General features: G+C 67.3%; 11 protein-coding genes and 1 riboswitch. Of the genes, 5 read left to right on the top strand and 6 right to left on the bottom strand.

Translation table 11 applies throughout. The annotated features are described in order from the left end of the window. Nucleotides 1–3: 3 nt before the first annotated feature. The 3 genes from AC5JLE_RS06980 to AC5JLE_RS06970 are packed head-to-tail and all read right to left on the bottom strand — an operon-like array spanning nt 4 to nt 4,387. Entirely contained in the window at nt 4–1,251 is a 1,248-nt protein-coding gene (locus tag AC5JLE_RS06980; RefSeq protein ID WP_496065149.1) for a J domain-containing protein, read from the bottom strand. Further along, entirely contained in the window at nt 1,248–2,702 is a 1,455-nt protein-coding gene (locus AC5JLE_RS06975; RefSeq protein ID WP_234413115.1) for a J domain-containing protein, read from the bottom strand. The genes AC5JLE_RS06980 and AC5JLE_RS06975 overlap by 4 nt, the downstream gene beginning before the upstream one ends. Further along, nucleotides 2,699–4,387: an Hsp70 family protein gene (locus AC5JLE_RS06970; RefSeq protein WP_496065148.1), complete on the bottom strand. Its 1,689-nt coding sequence runs from the start codon at nt 4,385–4,387 to the stop codon at nt 2,699–2,701. Before AC5JLE_RS06970 ends, AC5JLE_RS06975 begins: the two co-directional genes overlap by 4 nt. Nucleotides 4,388–4,513: 126 nt before the next feature. Between AC5JLE_RS06970 and AC5JLE_RS06965 the strand changes: the two genes are divergently transcribed. Both AC5JLE_RS06965 and AC5JLE_RS06960 read left to right on the top strand, forming a co-directional pair. Next, the gene (locus AC5JLE_RS06965) at nt 4,514–6,661 is read left to right on the top strand and encodes a S46 family peptidase (protein ID WP_197561335.1); all 2,148 of its coding nucleotides are present in this window, start codon (nt 4,514–4,516) and stop codon (nt 6,659–6,661) included. A 233-nt stretch (nt 6,662–6,894) separates the two neighbouring features. Next, complete coding sequence (locus tag AC5JLE_RS06960; RefSeq protein WP_049407653.1) at nt 6,895–10,341, top strand: hybrid sensor histidine kinase/response regulator; 3,447 nt, start codon at nt 6,895–6,897, stop codon at nt 10,339–10,341. 39 nt (nt 10,342–10,380) lie between these two features. Here the strand turns inward: AC5JLE_RS06960 and AC5JLE_RS06955 are convergent, their stop codons facing one another. The 3 genes from AC5JLE_RS06955 to acs all read right to left on the bottom strand — a co-directional run bounded on the left by AC5JLE_RS06955 (nt 10,381) and on the right by acs (nt 14,045). Then, the gene (locus AC5JLE_RS06955) at nt 10,381–10,956 is read right to left on the bottom strand and encodes a manganese efflux pump MntP (RefSeq protein ID WP_049407655.1); all 576 of its coding nucleotides are present in this window, start codon (nt 10,954–10,956) and stop codon (nt 10,381–10,383) included. A gap of 88 nt (nt 10,957–11,044) precedes the next feature. Continuing rightward, a riboswitch (yybP-ykoY riboswitch) is annotated at nt 11,045–11,134 on the bottom strand. Between the two features lie 222 nt (nt 11,135–11,356). Further along, on the bottom strand, nt 11,357–12,022 hold the full coding sequence (locus AC5JLE_RS06950) for a response regulator transcription factor (protein WP_006477308.1): 666 nt from the start codon (nt 12,020–12,022) through the stop codon (nt 11,357–11,359). Nucleotides 12,023–12,101: 79 nt separating this feature from the next. Beyond that, nucleotides 12,102–14,045 carry an acetate--CoA ligase gene (gene acs / locus AC5JLE_RS06945; protein ID WP_496065147.1) on the bottom strand — a complete coding sequence of 648 codons (1,944 nt, stop codon included), beginning with the start codon at nt 14,043–14,045 and terminating at the stop codon, nt 12,102–12,104. Between the two features lie 245 nt (nt 14,046–14,290). Here acs and AC5JLE_RS06940 point away from each other — a divergent pair, with 245 nt between their 5' ends. From AC5JLE_RS06940 to AC5JLE_RS06930, 3 genes are all read left to right on the top strand, one after another. Beyond that, nucleotides 14,291–15,718 carry a DcaP family trimeric outer membrane transporter gene (locus tag AC5JLE_RS06940; RefSeq protein ID WP_069117634.1) on the top strand — a complete coding sequence of 476 codons (1,428 nt, stop codon included), beginning with the start codon at nt 14,291–14,293 and terminating at the stop codon, nt 15,716–15,718. Between the two features lie 160 nt (nt 15,719–15,878). Continuing rightward, nucleotides 15,879–17,543 carry an MFS transporter gene (locus tag AC5JLE_RS06935; RefSeq protein WP_014648890.1) on the top strand — a complete coding sequence of 555 codons (1,665 nt, stop codon included), beginning with the start codon at nt 15,879–15,881 and terminating at the stop codon, nt 17,541–17,543. 198 nt (nt 17,544–17,741) lie between these two features. Beyond that, nucleotides 17,742–19,151 (top strand): coniferyl aldehyde dehydrogenase, encoded by a 1,410-nt coding sequence (locus tag AC5JLE_RS06930; RefSeq protein WP_496065146.1) that lies wholly within the window; start codon nt 17,742–17,744, stop codon nt 19,149–19,151. Nucleotides 19,152–19,260 lie beyond the last annotated feature (109 nt).

Below are 19,260 nucleotides of genomic sequence, written 5' to 3'. Positions count from 1 at the left end.
CCCTCAACCACCCTCTGTGTCGGGATCGGTCTGGCTGACAACGGCGAAGCAGGGGGCTGGCCTGCGCGGACGAGGCCCGTGCGTGAGCATGCCGTGCCCATCAAGCGCCGACGGTGGCTCGACGGGCGCTGGCGCGGACGCCGTCCGCGATGGGGCGCCTCCAACGAAAGGCGTCAGCATGAGGACGCCAGACACGATGACCACCGAGGCATGGATTGCCACGTGTTTCATGCTGGACGTGCTGATCGCGATAGGGCGAGCGGCATCACCGAGCAATGCCAGCGCCGCCAGAACGGCCAGCACGACGAGAGCGCCCAGCAGGCAGCGGACAATGGCCACCTGCATCTTCATGAGATTGAAGTGCCCGGGTTGGGATACCGCCATCCAGAAGGCGACCTGATCCGTGTCCAGTGGCGCCAGCGTGTCACGGACACCATGCACTCCCAGACGCTGCATCGTTTGCCGCATGATGCCAGCACGCCCGGGCACGCTGGCCGACATCAGCGATTGCAGCCAGTGCCACGGTCGGGTCAAGCGTTCCATGCGGGCATGGGCCTCGGTTACGGACACCCGGTCATGCGGTTGGTCCAGGGCTGCGGTGAGGGCCGTGTGGTTGCGCGGCTGCAGCTGCCAGCGGCGATGCAGCAGGTTGCGCCGTGCGCGGACCCGGTAGGGATCGATATCAGCCCGGATCTCATCCCAGCAGAAGTATCGACCCAGCAGATCGAAGTTGGACTCGCACAGCGGCTGGCCCTGGTGCAGCAGCTGCTGCAGTACCACGTCACCGATACGCGGCCTGTCGGCCAATGACCACAGCTCCGGGCGATGGGCCAGCCAGTGCTCGAAGCTGGCCGGGTCGGCGTCGCCGGCGGTGTTGATCAGCAGGCGCGCAAACCGGGGCAGGTTCAATGATGGCTCCACCACATCGTCCGGCATGTCGGTGTCGGGCGTGCATGGATGATGCAGCACCGGCATGTGGTCCATCGGCGAATGGCTGTCGTACGGCGCCGGTGGGCCGGGTGGGCTGTTGTCTGCAGGTGGCGTCGACAGCGCTTCTGCACTGCTTTCCTCCTGCCATTGCGTGCGGCTGCGTGCCCACAGCAGGGCCTGCTGGTAAGCCTCGTGCAGCGCCTGGAATGCCACCGGGTTTTCGTCCGGGCGTGCCGCGCGCAGTCTCTGCGCGTAGGCGCGCTTGATCGCCTTTTCGTCGGCGCTGGCGTCGAGCCCGAGAGCGTCCAGTGCCCGGTTCACACGGTGTTTCCAGAAGCAGGTGGAGGCAGGTCGATCGACAGGCGACGGCACCTGTCACGCAGGAACCAGGTGGTCCATAGCAGCAGGACCAGGGCGCAGCCCACTTCGGGGACGAACATGCCGATGCCCGGTCCAATCAGGTTGCGCGGCCGGAATCCCCGGCCATCCTCGCGCCGGATCCAGCGTGCCGTCGCCAGAGCAAGGCCAGGGAACAGCAGCAACGTACCTTCCAGCCGCAGATCCAGGCCATGGACCAGGATCAGGCTGGCGAGGGCGATCAGCGGCGCTGGCAACGCCAGCAGCCATCCCCAGCGCGAAGGGGGCAGATCCAGCGTCAGCTGGCGCAGCGCCCAACGGACATGGACCCACAGAGCGCCGGCCAGGGCGAGCAGGACTCCGAGCAGCACGCCGCCTATGCCGAGCGCGGCGGCGGTGCGCAGGTCACGCTGGGCAAGACTCATGAGGGTCGAGCCACCGGCAATCGCGAGCGTCAGGGCAGCCAACAGGCCGCCCCGCAGCGCATTGACCTGGCAACGCCAGCGGTTGGGACGGGAAACGTCGGCAAGGCTGCGCCAGAACTGCACCTGCTGCCGATCCCAGGCGGCGGGCAATGGCTCCTGGCCGCCGCGTTCCAGCGCATCCAGCAGCGCGTTGACCTCAATGATGTGCTCGGGCAGCTGCGCCTGCCAGAGGGATCGTCGCGCGTGCCATGGCTGCGACAGGTAGCGCAGGCAACGCGCAAGGGTGACCCTCCCCAGCCGCAGGCTGCCCTCCTCCTCCAGCAGCGCCGACAGCTCCGCCGCATTGCCGGATTCGGCAGCCCAGCGTCGATGACCGCGCGACTGGATCGATGCCAGCCTGTCCGGATCCACGCCATCGTGTACATCATCCCAGCCAAAGCAGCGTGCCAGCAGACCCATGTTGGCTGCGCTGACGCTGTTGTGACTGCGTGCCAGTTCATCCAGCAGCGCGTCGCCCACCAATGGCTTGTAGCGCAGCGACCACAGCACCGGCGTGGCCTCCAGCCAGGGGCCGAAGTCTTCAGGGGAAGACAGATGGGCCATGCGCAGGATCGTGTGCGCATGGCCCGATACGTGGACCGCTCCCTCCAGTTCCGCCACTGGCGCCGTGCGCAGCAGCACAGGCGTGCCGCGAGGTGGCCATGGAGGCGAGTACGAACGCGTTTCGGGCGGCGCCCATGCCACGTCTGCGTCGGGCGGCCAGGGTGCGATGTCGGTTGCATGCTCCGCCGGTTCGTCTTCGTCCGCGATATCGGCCAGCGCTTCCTGGCGGACCCAGTCCAATGCCGCCTGATAGGCCTCATGCAGGTGCTGGAAGGCGACCGGATCCTCGTCGGGTCGAGTCACCCGCAGGCGCTTTGCATAGGCGCGCTTGACCGCGCGCTCGTCAGCCGTTTGGTCCAGCTCCAGGACGTGCAGTGCCCAGCTCATGCATCGCGCTCGAGGGCGTCGAGTGCCTCGTCCAGCTGACGGCGATGACGCTCGACGGCAACGGCATCCTGGCTCTCCAGCACATGGCGGAAGCTGCTCAGCCACGACTGCAACTGTTCACGGTGATGGATGCGTTCCTCGTACAGGCGCTCGGTGCGGGCGATCACCGCGAGGTTGGGCTGGGCGTCACGCGGGTGGATCTTCAGCGCTTCCAGCGCGCGCAGGCGCTGCTGGATCTCTTCGGGTGACAGCAGCCCGGGATTCTGTTCCAGGATGAGCTCGTGGCGCCTGCCGGTGGCATCCTCGGTGACTTCCACCTGCAGCAGCCCGTTCACGTCGTAGGTGAAGCGGGCGGTGACGCTGCGTTCCTGCATCGGGACAGAATGGGTCAGCGGCACGGTCAGCTCACCGAGCTTGATGTTGCGATCCACCGTCGGGCTCTCGCCCTGGAACACGTCGATGCGGATGGCACTTTGCCGCTCGTGCAGCGGGTAGAAGCGATCCTCGCGGCTGACCGGCACCACGCTGTTGCGCTGGATGATCGGGTGGAAATAGCCGCTGCGCTCGCCACCGGCAGCATCCTGGCGGGACACCTGCGTGCCAAGCGTGTAGGGGCAGACATCGGTCAGCACGACTTCGCGCAGCGATTCGTCGCGCGCCTTCAATCCCGCTGCAACGGCGGCACCCAAGGCAATCGCCTGGTCCGGATGGACATGGCGCAGCGGCAGCCGGCCGAACATGCGGGTCGCAAGCCTGCTGACCATCGGCATGCGTACCGCACCGCCGACCAGGATGATGTCGTCCAGCGCCTCGGGCTTGAGCCGGGCGTCGCGGATCGCGCGCTCGATGGGCGCGCGCATGCGCAGCAGCAGTGGCTCGCAGAGCTGGGTGTAGCGAGCTTCATCCAGCTGCCACTGGCGTTCGCTGCCGGCCAGGGGCAACTGCAGGCTGGCAGTGCCGCTCTGGCTGAGTTCGCGCTTGAACAGTTCCAGCCGACGCAGCAGCTGCGCCTGCTCGGCAGCGGACAGGTCGCTGGCGGACGTGCCCTGGTCGGCGTGGAAGGCCTGCACGAGTACCTGCAGGAAATCCTCGCCGCCCAGGAAATTGTCGCCGGCGCTGGCATGCACTTCGACCACGCCATCGAACAGTTCCAGGATGGAGACGTCGAAGGTGCCGCCGCCCAGGTCCAGCACCAGCACGCGGCCTTCGCCGTCACGCTCCTGCAGACCATAGGCCAGCGCAGCGGCCGTGGGTTCATTGATCAGGCGCTCGACGCGGATGCCGGCCAGTTCGCCGGCGGCCCGGGTGGCCTTGCGCTGGGCGTCGGAGAAGTAGGCCGGCACGCTGATCACCGCTTCCTCCACCTTGTGGCCCAGGGCGGCTTCGGCGTCGGCCAGCAGCGAGCGCAGCACCATGGCCGAGAGCTCCTCGGGACGGAAACTGCGCTCACCCAGCCGGGTCTCACGGTCGCTGCCCATCCAGCGCTTGAAATGGGCCACGGTCTGCTGCGGATGGCTGACCAGGCGGTCACGGGCCGGCTGGCCGACCAGTACGGCACCATCGACGAGGCTGACCACCGAAGGGGTCAACAGCTCGCCATGGGCATTGGGGAACAGCCGCGGCCCTGCTGCCGTGTGCCTGCCGATGAGGGAATGGGTGGTGCCAAGATCGATGCCGACGATCATCTGCGAACGTCCGATGTGCAGAAAACGGCAATTCTAGGAGCGCGGCGCAGGCCTGACTATCGGGCGTTGCCCGACAGCGCCCCACGGGCTATGGTCCCGGGCTGTTCTGTCGTACCGGATTGCCTCATGTCATCACGCAAAGCCCTTCCCACCGCCCTGGCCCTGGGCCTGACCCTCGCCACCGGCGCCCACGCCGATGAAGGCATGTGGATGCCGACGCAGCTGCCGGACCTGGCCCAACCGCTGCAGGCCGCTGGCTTCAAGGGCAATCCGGCCGACCTGGCCAACGTCACCGCGCCGCCGCTGAGCGCCGTGGTGCGCGCCGGTGGTGGCACCGGTTCGTTCGTGTCCGCCGACGGCCTGCTGCTGACCAACCACCACGTGGCGATGGGCGTGATCCAGTACAACAGCTCGCCCGAGCACGACCTGATCGCTGGTGGCTTCATCGCCAGGGACCGTGCGGACGAGCGCCCGGCCAACCCGGACTTCCGCGTGCTGGTCACCGTCGGCTTCGACAAGGTGACCGACCAGGTGCTGGCGCAGGCCCGTGGCAAGACCGGCCGTGCCTACTTCGATGCCGTGGATGCAGCCAGCAAGCAGATCGTGGCCGAGTGCGAGAAGGACGGCAGCGTGCGCTGCTCGGTGGCCAACATGTACTACGGCACCGATTTCTACCGCATTGCCCAGCTGGAACTGAGCGACGTGCGCCTGGTGTATGCGCCGCCGCGTGCGATCGGCAACTACGGCGATGAGATCGACAACTTCATGTGGCCCCGCCACACCGGCGACTTCACCCTGCTGCGCGCCTACGTGGGCAAGGACGGCAAGCCGGCCGCCTACAGCAAGGACAACGTGCCCTACCAGGCGCCGGCACACCTGCAGATGTCGGTGGAAGGCCCGAAGGAAGGCGATTACGCGATGCTGGCCGGTTACCCGGGCATCACCTACCGCCACCGCACCGCGGCCGAATTCGCCGGCCAGATCGATACCGTGCTGCCGCGCCGCGTATCGGTGTTCCAGCAGATGATCGACACCATCGAGGCCGCCAGCGCCAAGGACGCGCAGGCGCGTACCCGCTACGCCTCGCAGCTGCAGTCGCTGAAGAACAACCGCAAGCGCGCCGCCGGCGAACTGGAAGGCCTGCTGCGCAGCGATGCGAAGGCCCAGCGTGCCGCCGACGAGACGGCCATGCTGGCTGCCACCGACCGCAGGTACCAGGGCGACATCAAGGCGCTGCTGGCCAACCTGTCGCAGGGTGCGGCGGTGGGCGAGCGTGACCTGCTGCTGGAGCAGATGGCCGCGCAGAGCCAGCTGCTGCGCTCGGCGCTGCTGCTGGAACGCCTGCGCATCGAATCGGCCAAGCCGGACGCGCAGCGCGAGAGCGGCTACCAGCAGCGCGACCAGGCGATGATCGAAGGGGTGCTCAAGCAGGTCCAGCGCCGTTACGCGCCGGAGGTCGAGAAGGCCCTGCTGACCACCCTGCTGACCCGCTACCAGCAGCTGCCGGACGCGCAGCGCGTGGCCGAGTTCGACGCGGCCTTTGGTCGTACCCCACAGCAGCTGGCCAAGGCGCTGGACACCCTGTATGCCGGTACCCAGCTGGGTGAGGAAGCGCAGCGCCTGTCGCGCTTTGCCGCCGCACGCGAAGGCAAGGCACTGGCCGCCGATCCGCTGATCAGCGTGGCCGGTCCGCTGGTGGCCGCGCAGCTGCGCATCGAGAACGAGAGCAAGACCCGCGAAGGCGAGCAGCTGCGCCTGCGCCCGGCGTACATGCAGGCGCTGTTCGCCTGGCGTGCCAAGCAGGGCCGCGCGGTGTATCCGGATGCCAACCGCACCCTGCGCATCAGCTACGGCAAGGTCGAGGCGCTGCACCCGCGCGATGGCGTGACCTACTCGCCGGTGACCACCGTGGCCGGCATCGTCGAGAAGAACACCAACGCCTACCCGTTCGATGCACCCAAGCCGTTGCTGGCCGCGATCGCCAAGGGTGACTTCGGCAGCACCGCCGATCCGGCACTGAAGACCCAGACGGTCAACTTCCTGACCAACCTGGACACCACGGGCGGCAACTCCGGCTCGCCGGTGCTCAACGCCAGGGGCGAACTGATCGGCCTGAACTTCGACAGCAACTGGGAGTCGGTCAGCGCCAGCTGGTGGTTCGACCCGCGCTACAAGCGCGCCGTGCACGTGGACATGCGCTACCTGCGCTGGCTGCTGGCCAAGGTCTACCCGGCGCCCGAGCTGCTGAAGGAAATGGGCGTGCCGGCCCAATAACGCCGGTACCTGGCAGGCGCCCACCGCTTCCTGGTGGGTGCCCATTGATTCCCGGTAGGTGCCCACTGTTAGTGGGCACGGATGTCCCCGTCACGACCAACGGTCGTGACCCACCAGACGGATCAACGATCGTGACCTACTGCCATGCCCCACCCTTGCGGTCCTTCCTCGTGACCTACCCGCACGACCAGCGGTCGTGATCTACTGACCCCTGTCCTGACGGAAACGCACGCGTGGTCTCCAGCTGGATCCTGCTGCTGGTCTCGGTTGCCTATGCCGCGCTGCTGTTCGGCGTGGCGTGGTGGGGCGACCGTCGGCCGATGTACCCCGACCGGCCGTGGCTGCGGCCGGTGGTCTACAGCCTGGCACTGGCCGTGTACTGCTCGTCGTGGACCTTCTACGGCGCGGTCGGCACCGCCGTGCGCAACGGCGTGGGCTATCTGCCCATCTACATCGGCCCACTGCTGCTGCTGCTGTTCGGCTGGCGCATCATCGAGCGCCTGGCGCTGATCGCGCGCAGCCAGAACGTGGTCTCCATCGCCGATTTCATCTCCTCGCGCTTCGGCCGTTCCCGGCGGCTGGCGGCGCTGGTGGCGATCATCGCGCTGATCGGCATCATTCCGTACCTGGCGCTGCAGTACAAAGCGGTGGCGATGAGCCTGCAGGTGCTGACCGGCAACACCGGCCCGACCGGCTTCTTCACCGATCCCGCGCTGTACGTGGCGCTGCTGATGGCGCTGTTCGCCACCCTGTTCGGTACCCGCCAGGTCGATGCCACCGAACACCACCACGGCATGATGCTGGCCATCGCCTTCGAATCGGTGATCAAGCTGCTGGCGATGCTGGCCGTGGGCGTGTTCGCCTACCTGTGGCTGAGCAACCGCACCGACGCGGTGGTCGAGTCGGTGCATACGCTGTTCACCGGCCTGCCGCCGGTGGGCTTCATCTCGCAGACGCTGCTCAGTTTCCTGGCCATCATCTGCCTGCCGCGCCAGTTCCACGTGGCCGTGGTCGAGTGCGGCGATGTGCGCGACGTGCGCCGCGCGCGCTGGATGTTCGGCGGCTACCTGGTACTGATCTCGGGCATGGTGCTGCCGATCGCCACCGCCGGCGTGACCCTGTTCGGCACCGGCGGCAGCGTCGCCGACGACTCGATGGTGCTGGCTCTGCCGCTGGCCGAGGGCCGCAATGCGCTGGCGCTGATCGCCTACGTGGGCGGCTTTTCGGCGGCCACCGGCATGGTCATCGTGTCGTCCATCGCGCTGGCTACCATGGTCAGCAACGACCTGGTGATGCCGGTGCTGCTGCGTCGGAGCGGTGACCACCAGGAGGCCGCCGACGTCGCCTCGCGCGTGCTGTGGATCCGCCGCCTGGCGATCCTGCTGCTGGCGTTGATGGCCTACAGCTACTACCGCACCAGCAGCAACGACAGCACCCTGGCCTCATACGGCCTGATGGCGTTCGCAGCGGTGGCGCAGTTCGCGCCCGGCCTGATCGGCGGCCTGTACTGGCGCGGTGCCAGCCGGCGTGGCGTCGAGGTGGGCATGCTGCTCGGCTTCGCCACCTGGCTGTACACCCTGCTGTTGCCGGCGATGACCATGGCCGGCTGGGTCGATGCCGCCTGGGTGCAGCACGGCCCGTTCGGCATTGAGTGGCTGCGCCCGCAGCAGCTGTTCGGCATGACCGGCTGGGATCCGCTGACCCATGGCACGTTCTGGTCGCTGCTGGTCAATGCGGCGACGATGATGCTGGTGTCCGCACGCTGGCGACCCGGCGTCGACGAGCGCCTACGCGCTGCCCCCTTCCTCGACCCGTATGCCGAACGCCCGTCGGTGGCCGGCGGCTGGCCCGGCCACGTGCACGTGGGCGACCTGCTGGCACTGGCCTCGCGCGTGGTCGGCGAGCGCCACGCGCGGCGTTCGTTCTTCGAGCAGGCGCAGTCGCTGGGCCGCGAGCTGCAATCCTCGGCGCCTGCGGACCGGCCGTGGGTACAGTTCACCGAGCGTCTGTTGGCGGCCTCGATCGGCGCGGCATCGGCGCGCCTGCTGCTGACCAGCCTGCTGCGTGGCTCGGGCATGGACCTGGGCGAAGTGGTGGCGGTGCTGGACGAAGCGGGGCAGGAGCTGCGCTTCAACCGCGAGATCCTGTCGACCACGTTGGAGAACATCAGCGCCGGGGTCAGCGTGGTTGATCCGGACATGCGCCTGACCGCATGGAACCGTCGCTACCAGGACATGTTCGGCTACCCCGACGGCATGCTCTACGTGGGCCGCCCGGTGGCCGACCTGATTCGCTACAACGCCGAGCGCGGCGAGCTGGGCGAGGGCGATATCGAAGTGCAGATCAACCGCCGCATCGGCTACATGCGTGCCGGTTCACCGCACGTGTTCGAGCGCACCCGCAGCGACGGCAAGGTGATCGAGATGCGCGGCCAGGCGCTGCCCGGCGGCGGCTACGTGACCAGCTACAACGACATCACCGACTACAAGCACGCGGAGAAGGCACTGCTGGAAGCCAACGAGACGCTGGAACAGCGCGTGGCCGAGCGCTCGCACGAGGCCGAGGTCGCGCAGCAGTCGAAGACCCGCTTCCTGGCGGCGATCAGCCATGACGTGCTGCAACCGTTGAACGCCGCACGGCTGTTTGCTTCGGCGCTGCGCGACAGCGACCATGTGAGCGACGAGCAGAAGCACCTGGCCGAGCGCGTGGATGCGTCGCTGCGTGCTGCCGAAGAACTGCTTGATGGCCTGCTGGACGTGTCGCGGCTGGATGCCGGTGGCCTGCACCCGGTGATCGGCGAGTTCGACGTGAGCGCGCTGATGCGCGAACTGGCCGCGCAGTACACGCCGGTCGCCGCCGGCCGTGGCCTGCGCCTGGACCTGTTCACGCGTCCGGCCTGGGTGCGCAGTGATCGCCGCCTGCTGCGCCGCGTGCTGCAGAACTTCCTGGCCAATGCGCTGCGCTACACCCGTCAGGGCCGCATCGTGCTGGCGGTGCGCCAGCGTGGCAACGAAGTGGAGCTGCAGGTATGGGATACCGGCCCGGGCATTCCCGAGCACCACATGCGGCAGATCTTCGACGAGTTCCACCGCTACCAGCAGCCGTTCGATTGGGGCGAACAGGGGTTGGGCCTGGGCCTGTCGATCTGCCAGCGCATCTCGCGCCTGCTTGACCATCGCCTCAATGCGCGCAGCCGGGTTGGCAAGGGCTCGATGTTCTCGATCATCCTGCCGCGGGTGGCGCCGCTGCCGGGCTATACCGAACTGGCCGCGCCGGTACAGGCCGCAGCCGCGCCGCTGCGCAGCGATTCGCTGGCCGGCCTGCGCGTGCTGTGCGTGGACAACGACGAAGAGATCCTCGACGGCATGCGCGCGCTGCTCGGTCGCTGGCAGGTGCAGGTGATTACGGCATCGACGGTGGATCAGGCGCTGGAGAAAGTGGCCGAGCGGCCGCAGGTGATGCTGGTGGACTACCACCTGCACGACCGCATGGACGGCCTGGATGCGCTGGTGGCGCTGCGTGAAGCCGCCGGTTACCCGCTGCCGGGTGCGTTGTTGACCGCCGATGGCCGCGACGAACTGAAGCGGATGGCACGCGAACGCGGCTACCGCGTGCTGACCAAGCCGATCAAGCCGGCCTCGCTGCGCGCCTTCCTGGGCGCGCTGCGCGATGCGCAGTAGTGCCGGCCGCTGGCCGGCAACCACGTAATCGCGGAAGCGTTACCCCACGCCGTGCAGGTGCTCGTACAGGATCATCGCGCCGATGATCACCAGGATCACGCCACCGATGATCTCGGCACGCTTGCCGACCATGCTGCCCAGCACACGGCCGAGCATGATGCCGACGGTGACCATGGAGAGCGTGCACAGGCCAATGACCGCGGCCATCACGCCGATATGGACGTCCATGAAGGCCAGGCCGATACCCACCGCCATCGCGTCGATGCTGGTGGCGAAACCGGTCAGCGCCAGCTTCCAGAAGCCGTGGTGATGCGAGGGGTCCTCGTCGTCCTCGGTACTATCCGGGCGCAGGCCGTTGTAGATCATGTGGATGCCCAGCGCACCGAGCAGGCCGAACGCGATCCAGTGGTCGAAAGCTTCCACGTACTGCAGGGCGGCGCGACCGAGCAGCCAGCCGATGATGGGCGTGATCGCCTCGATGACGCCGAAGATGATGCCGGCACGCAGTGCATCGCGGAACACCGGCTTGCGCATGGCCGCACCCTTGCCGATCGCCGCAGCGAAGGCATCGGTGGACATGGCAAAGCCGATCAGGAGGATCGAAATGGGGGACATGGACAGCTGCTGAGGTCGGGCAAGGACGGACGCACGGCTCGCGCTCGCGCCCAACCTGACGTTGCGCGCGCGGGCCGCTGGTCTCGCCAACCATCATGGTTGTCCACGCCACGGCGCACTGGCCGAGTATGTTGACGTGGACGATTCCTGCGAAGGAATCCGGCTACTCCCCAAGGGGACGCGAAGCTTAGCACCGCGATTCGCGCGTGGCGCGTTTCCAGCGAAACGCGCAGGCAGGGCTGGTTTGTATAGCGATGGCTATATCGCGAGCGCAGCGGTGCCTGGTAGTGCCGGCCGCTGGCCGGCATGCGCAACGGCGAGAGCGTGCCAAGCAAGCTTGGCACCTACCAGAGCGGTTTAAGGCGTTTCAGCTGACTGCCGGCCAGCGGCCGGCACTACCTCAATCTTCTTCCGGCGGCAGCACGATGGCGTCGTCGTCGATGGCCAGCTTGCCGGCCATCAGCACGGCCTGGGTGCGGTTGGTCACGCCCAGCTTGCGCAGGATGGCGGTGACGTGGGCCTTGATCGTCGCTTCGGAAACGTTGAGGTCGTAGGCGATCTGCTTGTTCAAGCGGCCGGCGCCCAGCATCTGCAGCACGCGGAACTGCTGCGGGGTCAGCTCGCGCAGGCGCTGGCCGACTTCGCGTTCTTCGCTGCCGGTGGGCGGCACGTTGTGCGCTTCCGGCGGTGCCCAGGTCTCGCCATCGAGGATGGTGCCCAGTGCGTGGCCGATGGTGTCCGAGTCCGCAGACTTCGGAATGAAGCCCAGCGCGCCGTGGTCGAGCGCGCGGCGCATCACCGTGGCTTCTTCGCGTGCGGACACCACCACCACCGGCAGGTGCGGGTGCAGCGAGCGCATGTGCACCAGCGCGTTGAAACCCTGCGCACCGGGCATGTTGAGGTCCATCAGGACCAGGTCGGCGTCGTTGTGCTGGTCGGCCAGTGCATACAGCGCTTCCACGCTGTCGGCCTCGAACAGCTGCACGCCGGGGATGACCCGCTGCACGGCGCCGCGCAGGGCTTCGCGGAACAGCGGGTGGTCATCGGCAATCAGGAGGGTGGTCATGGTCGGGGGGAACCGTGGGGGAAAGCAGATGGGGTCAGAGCCCTTTCCTTGCGGAAAGGGATCCGACCCCGGTCGTACATCAGCGCACCTTGCGCTCGTCCACCAGTGACGCCACCACCGACGGATCAGCCAGGGTCGAGGTATCGCCGAGCTGGTCCGGCGCGTTCTCGGCGATCTTGCGCAGGATGCGGCGCATGATCTTGCCCGAGCGGGTCTTCGGCAGGCCCGGCGCCCACTGCAGGTGGTCCGGCGTGGCGATCGGGCCGATCTCCTTGCGCACCCAGGCGATCAGCTCCTTGTGCAGCTCATCGCTCGGTGCCTCTTCGGCCACCAGGGTGACATAGGCGTAGATGCCCTGGCCCTTCACGTCGTGCGGGAAGCCGACCACGGCCGCTTCGGCCACCTTCGGGTGCGAGACCAGCGCGCTTTCCACTTCGGCGGTGCCGATGCGGTGGCCCGACACATTGATCACGTCGTCAACGCGGCCGGTGATCCAGTAGTAGCCGTCCTCGTCGCGGCGGCAACCGTCGCCGGTGAAGTAGCTGCCCGGGTAGGTGCGGAAATACGTATCGATGAAACGCTGGTGGTCGCCGTACACCGTGCGCATCTGGCCCGGCCAGGAATCACGGATGATCAGGTTGCCCTCGGTCGGGCCGTCCTGGACCTCGCCATCGGCATTGACCAGCGCCGGCTGCACGCCGAAGAAGGGCAGGGTGGCCGACCCCGGCTTGAGGTCCATCGCGCCGGCCAGCGGCGAGATCAGGATGCCGCCGGTCTCGGTCTGCCACCAGGTATCGACGATCGGGCAGCGGCTGTCGCCGACCACTTCGTAGTACCAGCGCCAGGCTTCCGGATTGATCGGCTCGCCGACGCTGCCGAGCAGGCGCAGCGACGCGCGCGAGGTCTTCTTCACCGGCTCCTCGCCTTCGCGCATCAGCGCACGGATCGCGGTCGGGGCGGTGTAGAAGATGGTCACCTTGTGCTTGTCGATGACGTTCCAGAAACGCGAGGTGTCCGGATAGTTCGGCACGCCTTCGAACATCAGCGAGGTCGCGCCGTTGGCCAGCGGCCCGTACACGATGTAGCTGTGGCCGGTGACCCAGCCGACATCGGCGGTGCACCAGTAGACGTCGTCCTCGCGCAGGTCGAACACCGCTTCATGGGTGTAGGCCGCGTACAGCAGGTAACCGCCGGTGGTATGCAGCACACCCTTCGGCTTGCCGGTGGAACCGGAGGTGTAGAGGATGAACAGCGGATCTTCCGCGTTCATGCGTTCCGGTTCGCAGGTGGACGGCTGGCTGTCCACCACATCGTGGAACCAGCGGTCGCGCGGGGCCTGCATGTCCACCGCGCCGCCGGTGTGGCGCACCACCAGCACGGTTTCAACCGTATTCGTGCCCGGCAGCTTCAGCGCGGCATCGACGTTGGCCTTCAGCGGAATCCTGCGGCCACCGCGCAGGCCCTCGTCGGCGGTGATGATCAGCTTGCTCTGGCAGTCGCTGACGCGGTCGGCGATCGAGTTCGGCGCGAAGCCACCGAACACCACCGAGTGGATCGCACCGATGCGCGCGCAGGCCAGCATGGCCACCGCGGCGTCGACGATCATCGGCAGGTAGATGGTGACGCGGTCGCCCTTCTTGACGCCGAGGTTGCGCAGCGCGTTGCCGAGGCGGCAGGTGCGCTCGTACAGCTCGCGATAGGTCACGTGCTGGGCCGGTGCATCCGGGCCGTCCGGCTCGAACAGCAGGGCGGTCTTGTCGCCGCGCGTTTCCAGCTGGCGATCCAGGCAGTTCACGCTGGCATTGAGCTCGCCATCTTCGAACCACTTGATGTGGAAGTCGGACAGGTCATAGCTGACGTTCTTGATCTTCGTCGGCTTGCGCATCCATTGCAGGCGCTCGGCGGCCTTGCCCCAGAAACCATCCGGGTCGGTCACCGACGCCTGGTACTGCTGTTCGTACGACGTCTTGTCGATGCGTGCCTTGGCGGCGAACTGCGGATCGACGGGGTAGATATCAGCCATGGCACCCTCACTTGCACGTTGACTTTGTATGTGCGGTCGCAGCATCGCAACGACCGATCCCCCTCAGTTTGCCCCATCCACCCCCGGCCGCGTCACCACCCTGGTTAGACCATGGTCGAAAGTGAGCGCCCAGCAGGGCCGGGTTCGACCAATGGCCAATAGCCGCTGTGCACGAACGCCCCGCAGTCTCGGCTCGACCGTGCCCCACGCGCGGCATCACCTTGCCACTTGGGAGAGAGGGCAACATGAGCCACCGTACGTTGAAAGCCGTGCGCAAACCTCTGGCGGCCTGCCTGTTGGTCGCCCTGGTCGCACCGGGCATGGCGTTCGCAGAGACCGCCAAAGAGAAGGCACTGGAAGCACGCGTTGCCGAACTGGAACGCCAGGTCCAGCTGCTGCTGTCTTCGCAGCAACAACAACAGACCCAGATCAGCCAGACCCAGCAGGCGGTGACCGAAGTGCGCACGGTGCAGGCCGGGCAGAAGCCGGTCGCCTCGGTGCCGGCGGGCAAGCAGCCGATCCAGGTCACCACCATTACCCCGGGCGCCGCGCCCGGCACCACGGTCAAGATCGGTGGCTTCATCAAGGCCGACTTCCTGGCCACCCAGACCAGCGATGGCCAGCTGGCCGACGACGCCACCGGCCGTTCGCTGTACCTGCCGGGCCAGACCCCGGTGGAAGGCGCCGGCGGCAGCGGCAAGCGTTCGGGCACCGACTTCAACGCCCACGCCAAGTTCTCGCGCTTCAACCTGGGCATCGACAACGTGAGCGAATCGGGCAACAAGGCCGGTGCGTTCTTCGAGATGGACTTCTTCGGCAATTCGCTGGGCAACCAGACCGCCACCAATACCTACGGCGTGACCCTGCGTCACGCCTACATGTACTGGAACAACTGGATGGCCGGCCAGACCTGGTCCAACTTCATGGACGCGGCCGCGCTGCCGGAGGCGGTCGACTTCGTCGGCCCCACCGACGGCGTGATCTTCGTGCGCCAGGCCCAGGTGCGCTACACCCAGGGCGGCTTCAGCGTCGCGCTGGAAAACCCGGAAACCACCACCCTTACCGGTACCCGCAACCCGGTCACCGGCGCCTGGACCAACGCCAGCGCCAACTCCGACCGTGGCAGCCTGCCCGATCTGACCATGCGCTATGGCTGGAAGGGCGACTGGGGAACCTTCGGTGTCGGCGGCATCGTCCGCCAGTTGAAGGTGGACAACCAGGCCACCGGCGCGAAGGCCGACAAGGTGGCCGGCGGCCTGACCCTGGGCGGCAAGTGGGTGATGGGTGACAGCGATTCGCTGCATTACCAGCTGACCGGTGGCGAAGGCATCGCCCGCTACATCGGCCTGGGCATCACTGCCGACAGTGCCTATGACGTGGCCCGCGACGAGCTCAACCCGACCGGCGTGCTGGCCGGCTACGTGGGCTGGCGACATGCGTTCTCGCCGAAGCTGCGCACCAACCTGATCTACGCGCGCAGCGACTACGACAACGACAGCATCCTCGGCCCGCTGGTGACCAAGAGCGTGCAGAGCATCCGCGGCAACATCTTCTATTCGCCGCTGCCCAAGGTCGATATCGGCGCCGAGCTGATGTATGGCCGTCGCGAAGTGGAAAACGGCAACAAGGGTGACATCACCCGGTTGCAGTTCACTACGAAGTACAGCTTCTAAGAGCGTGCCGGCCAGCGGCCGGCACCTACCGAGATGAGGTGCCGGCCAAGGTCGGCACCTACCGAGATGGGGTGCCGGCCAAGGTCGGCATCTACCGAATTGAGTGCCGACCAACGGTCGGCACCCACCCACAACGATTGCTTCGGAGGGGAAGCGTCTTATGTCCAGCACTGCACCAGGCCCGCACCATGCGGCGGGCACCCTGACCAAGGGCCACAAGAAAGTCATCTTCGCCTCGAGCCTCGGCACGGTCTTCGAGTGGTATGACTTCTTCCTGTACGGCTCGCTCGCGGCCATCATCGCCAAGCAGTTCTTCAGTGGCGTCAATGAAACCACGGGCATGATCTTCGCCCTGCTGGCGTTCGCTGCCGGCTTCTTCGTGCGTCCGTTCGGCGCGGCCTTCTTCGGCAGCCTCGGCGACCGCATCGGCCGCAAGTACACCTTCCTGGTCACCATCCTGATCATGGGCATCTCGACCTTCCTGGTCGGCGTGCTGCCCAACTACGCCTCGATCGGTTTCGCCGCACCGGTGATCCTGATCATCCTGCGCCTGGCCCAGGGCCTGGCGATGGGCGGCGAGTACGGCGGTGCCGCCACCTACGTGGCCGAGCACGCGCCGGACGACAAGCGCGGCCTGTACACCAGCTTCATCCAGTGCACCGCCACGCTCGGCCTGTTCCTGTCGCTGCTGATCATCCTGGCCTGCCGCATGACGCTGGGCAACGAGGCCTTCGAAGCCTGGGGCTGGCGCATCCCGTTCCTGGTCTCGATCCTGCTGCTGGGCATTTCGGTATGGATCCGCCTGCAGCTGAGCGAATCGCCGCTGTTCCAGCAGATGAAGGCTGAAGGTAAGGGTTCCAAGACCCCGTTCCGCGACAGCCTGAAGGGTGGCAACCTGAAGCTGATGCTGCTGGTCCTGCTCGGTGCGGCGGCTGGCCAGGCGGTGGTCTGGTACGGCGGCCAGTTCTACGCGCTGTTCTTCCTCAGCAGCATGCTGAAGGTCGATGCCACCACCTCCTACCTGCTGATCGCCGCTGCGCTGGCACTGGGCACGCCGTTCTTCATCTTCTTCGGCTGGCTGTCCGACCGCATCGGTCGCAAGAAGATCATCCTGGCCGGCTGCCTGCTGGCGGCCATCACCTACATCCCGATCTTCAAGGGCCTGACCCACTTCGCCAACCCGGCCATCGAAGAAGCCCGCAGCAGCTCGCCGGCCCTGGTCGTGGCCGATCCGGCTACCTGCTCGTTCCAGTTCGATCCGGTCGGCCTGCGCAAGTTCACCAGCTCCTGCGACGTGGCCACCGCCGCGCTGACCAAGGCCGGTGTGCCGTACGACGTGCAGCCCGCCGCCGCCGGTTCGCTGGCGATGGTGAACGTGGGCAGCGCCAGCGTCACCTCGTATGAGGCCGCCGGCCTGACCAAGGAAGAAGGCAAGGCCAAGGCCGATGCGTTCGGTGCGGAACTGAAGACCGCCCTGACCACCGCCGGCTACCCGGCCAAGGCCGATGGCGCCCGCATCAACATCGCCGGCACCATCTTCATGCTGTGGCTGCTGGTGCTGTACGTGACCATGGTCTATGGCCCGATCGCCGCCTACCTGGTCGAACTGTTCCCGACCCGCATCCGCTACACCTCGATGTCGCTGCCGTACCACATCGGCAACGGCTGGTTCGGTGGCTTCCTGCCGGCGATCTCGTTCGCGCTGGTGGCCGGTACCGGCAACCTGTACTACGGCCTGTGGTACCCGATCGCGATCGCACTGATGTCGGTGGTGATCGGCGGCCTGTTCCTGCGCGAAACCAAGAACGTGGATATCACCAAGTAACCGGTGGGTTCCATGCAGTGAAGGAAAGGCCGCGGTGCAGACCGCGGCCTTTCTGCTTGTGGGCCGTGCCCACTCGGCCCGCATCCGGTAGTGCCGGCCGCTGGCCGGCAACCTCCTGAATCGCCGCGGACATGAAGCCCTTGCCGGCCAGCGGCCGGCACTACCATTGCGTTGCGCAGCACCCCGTATAGTCGGCCCATGACCACCACCACGCCAGCAGATCTCCCCGCCCTCCTGCACACCCTGCGCAGCGCCTGGCAGTCGCAGCGGCCTTCGTTCGACCAGCGCGAGAATGACCTGCGCCGCCTGCGCGAGGCGCTGAAGCCGCGCCTGGACGAGATGGCCCAGGCCATCGCGGAGGACTTCGGCCACCGCGCCCACGTTGAATCGAAACTGGCCGATGGCGTGAGCGTGCTGTCGGCCATCGACCACCTGCGCCGCCACCTGCGGCGCTGGTCGAAGCCGCAGCGCGTATCGGCCGGCTGGAAGCTGTGGCCGGCGCGCGCGCAGCTGCGGCCGACGCCGCTGGGCGTGGTGGGGGTGATCTCGCCCTGGAACTACCCGGTCACCCTGGCACTCGTGCCGTTGGCCACTGCGATTGCCGCCGGCAACCACGTGCTGCTCAAGCCCTCCGAACACACGCCGCGCACCAGCGCGTTCCTGGCCGATCTGCTGGCCAGCGTGTTCCCGCCCGATCGGGTGGCGGTGGTGCAGGGTGGGGCGGACGTGGCGGCGGCGGTGTCCTCGCTGCCGCTGGACCATCTGTTGTTCACCGGTTCGACGGCGGTCGGCCGCAAGGTGATGGCTGCCGCGGCTGAGCATCTGGTACCGGTCACGCTGGAACTGGGCGGCAAGTCGCCGGCCATCGTCTGCCGTGATTTCCCGTTGGATAAAGCCGCCGCGCGGCTGGCCACCGGCAAGTGGTTCAACGCGGGCCAGACCTGCATCGCGCCGGATTATGTGCTGATCGATACCGTTCGCCAGCGCGAATTCGTACAGGCGCTGCAGCAGCAGGTGCGCAAGCGCTATGGCGACTTCAGCGATGCCGACGACTACACCCGCATCATCAATGAAGGTCAGTACCGGCGCCTGCAGGGCTATCTGGCACAGGCGCGGCAACGCGGGGTGCCGGTGATTCCGTTGGCGCAGGTGGATGACGCGCGCGCCGACCGCGAGCGCCTGCTGGTGCCGACCGTGGTGCTGGACCCGCCGGACGACCTGGACCTGATGCGCGAGGAGATCTTCGGCCCGATCCTTCCGGTGCGGGCCTACCCGGATCTGGACGCCGCGCTGGGCGACGTGCTGTCCCGCGACCGGCCGCTGGCGCTGTATCCCTTCAGCCACGACACGGCGACGGTGGAGCGCATCCTTGGCCAGGTGGTGGCCGGCGGGGTGACGGTGAATGACACGCTGCTGCACTTCGCCGCCGATGGCCTGCCGTTTGGCGGTGTAGGGGCCAGCGGCATGGGCGCGTACCACGGCCGCGCCGGGTTCGATGCGATGAGCAAGCGGCTGCCGGTGCTGTGGCAGTCGCGCTGGGCGGCCAGCGACCGGCTGCGGCCGCCGTATTCGAAGATTGCGGGGTTGTTGAAGCTGCTGCTTCGGTAGTGCCGGCCGCTGGCCGGCAACTGCAGGGTCTTGCCGACGGTTCATGGGGTTGCCGGCCAGCGGGCCGCACAAACCGTGGGTGCCAAACTATGGTTGGACCCGGGGGCCG

Source organism: Stenotrophomonas sp., assembly GCF_059505245.1.
This window is presented reverse-complemented; position numbering and strand designations above follow the sequence as displayed.

What these genes read in the sequence shown, in the direction of transcription:
- AC5JLE_RS06975 (WP_234413115.1), bottom strand. Translation starts at nt 2,702, where the DNA reads ATGAGCTGGGCACTGCACGTCCTGGAGCTGGACCAAACGGCTGACGAG.
- AC5JLE_RS06970 (WP_496065148.1), bottom strand. Translation starts at nt 4,387, where the DNA reads ATGATCGTCGGCATCGATCTTGGCACCACCCATTCCCTCATCGGCAGG.
- AC5JLE_RS06965 (WP_197561335.1), top strand. Translation starts at nt 4,514, where the DNA reads ATGTCATCACGCAAAGCCCTTCCCACCGCCCTGGCCCTGGGCCTGACC.
- AC5JLE_RS06955 (WP_049407655.1), bottom strand. Translation starts at nt 10,956, where the DNA reads ATGTCCCCCATTTCGATCCTCCTGATCGGCTTTGCCATGTCCACCGAT.
- AC5JLE_RS06950 (WP_006477308.1), bottom strand. Translation starts at nt 12,022, where the DNA reads ATGACCACCCTCCTGATTGCCGATGACCACCCGCTGTTCCGCGAAGCC.
- acs (WP_496065147.1), bottom strand. Translation starts at nt 14,045, where the DNA reads ATGGCTGATATCTACCCCGTCGATCCGCAGTTCGCCGCCAAGGCACGC.
- AC5JLE_RS06940 (WP_069117634.1), top strand. Translation starts at nt 14,291, where the DNA reads ATGAGCCACCGTACGTTGAAAGCCGTGCGCAAACCTCTGGCGGCCTGC.
- AC5JLE_RS06935 (WP_014648890.1), top strand. Translation starts at nt 15,879, where the DNA reads ATGTCCAGCACTGCACCAGGCCCGCACCATGCGGCGGGCACCCTGACC.
- AC5JLE_RS06930 (WP_496065146.1), top strand. Translation starts at nt 17,742, where the DNA reads ATGACCACCACCACGCCAGCAGATCTCCCCGCCCTCCTGCACACCCTG.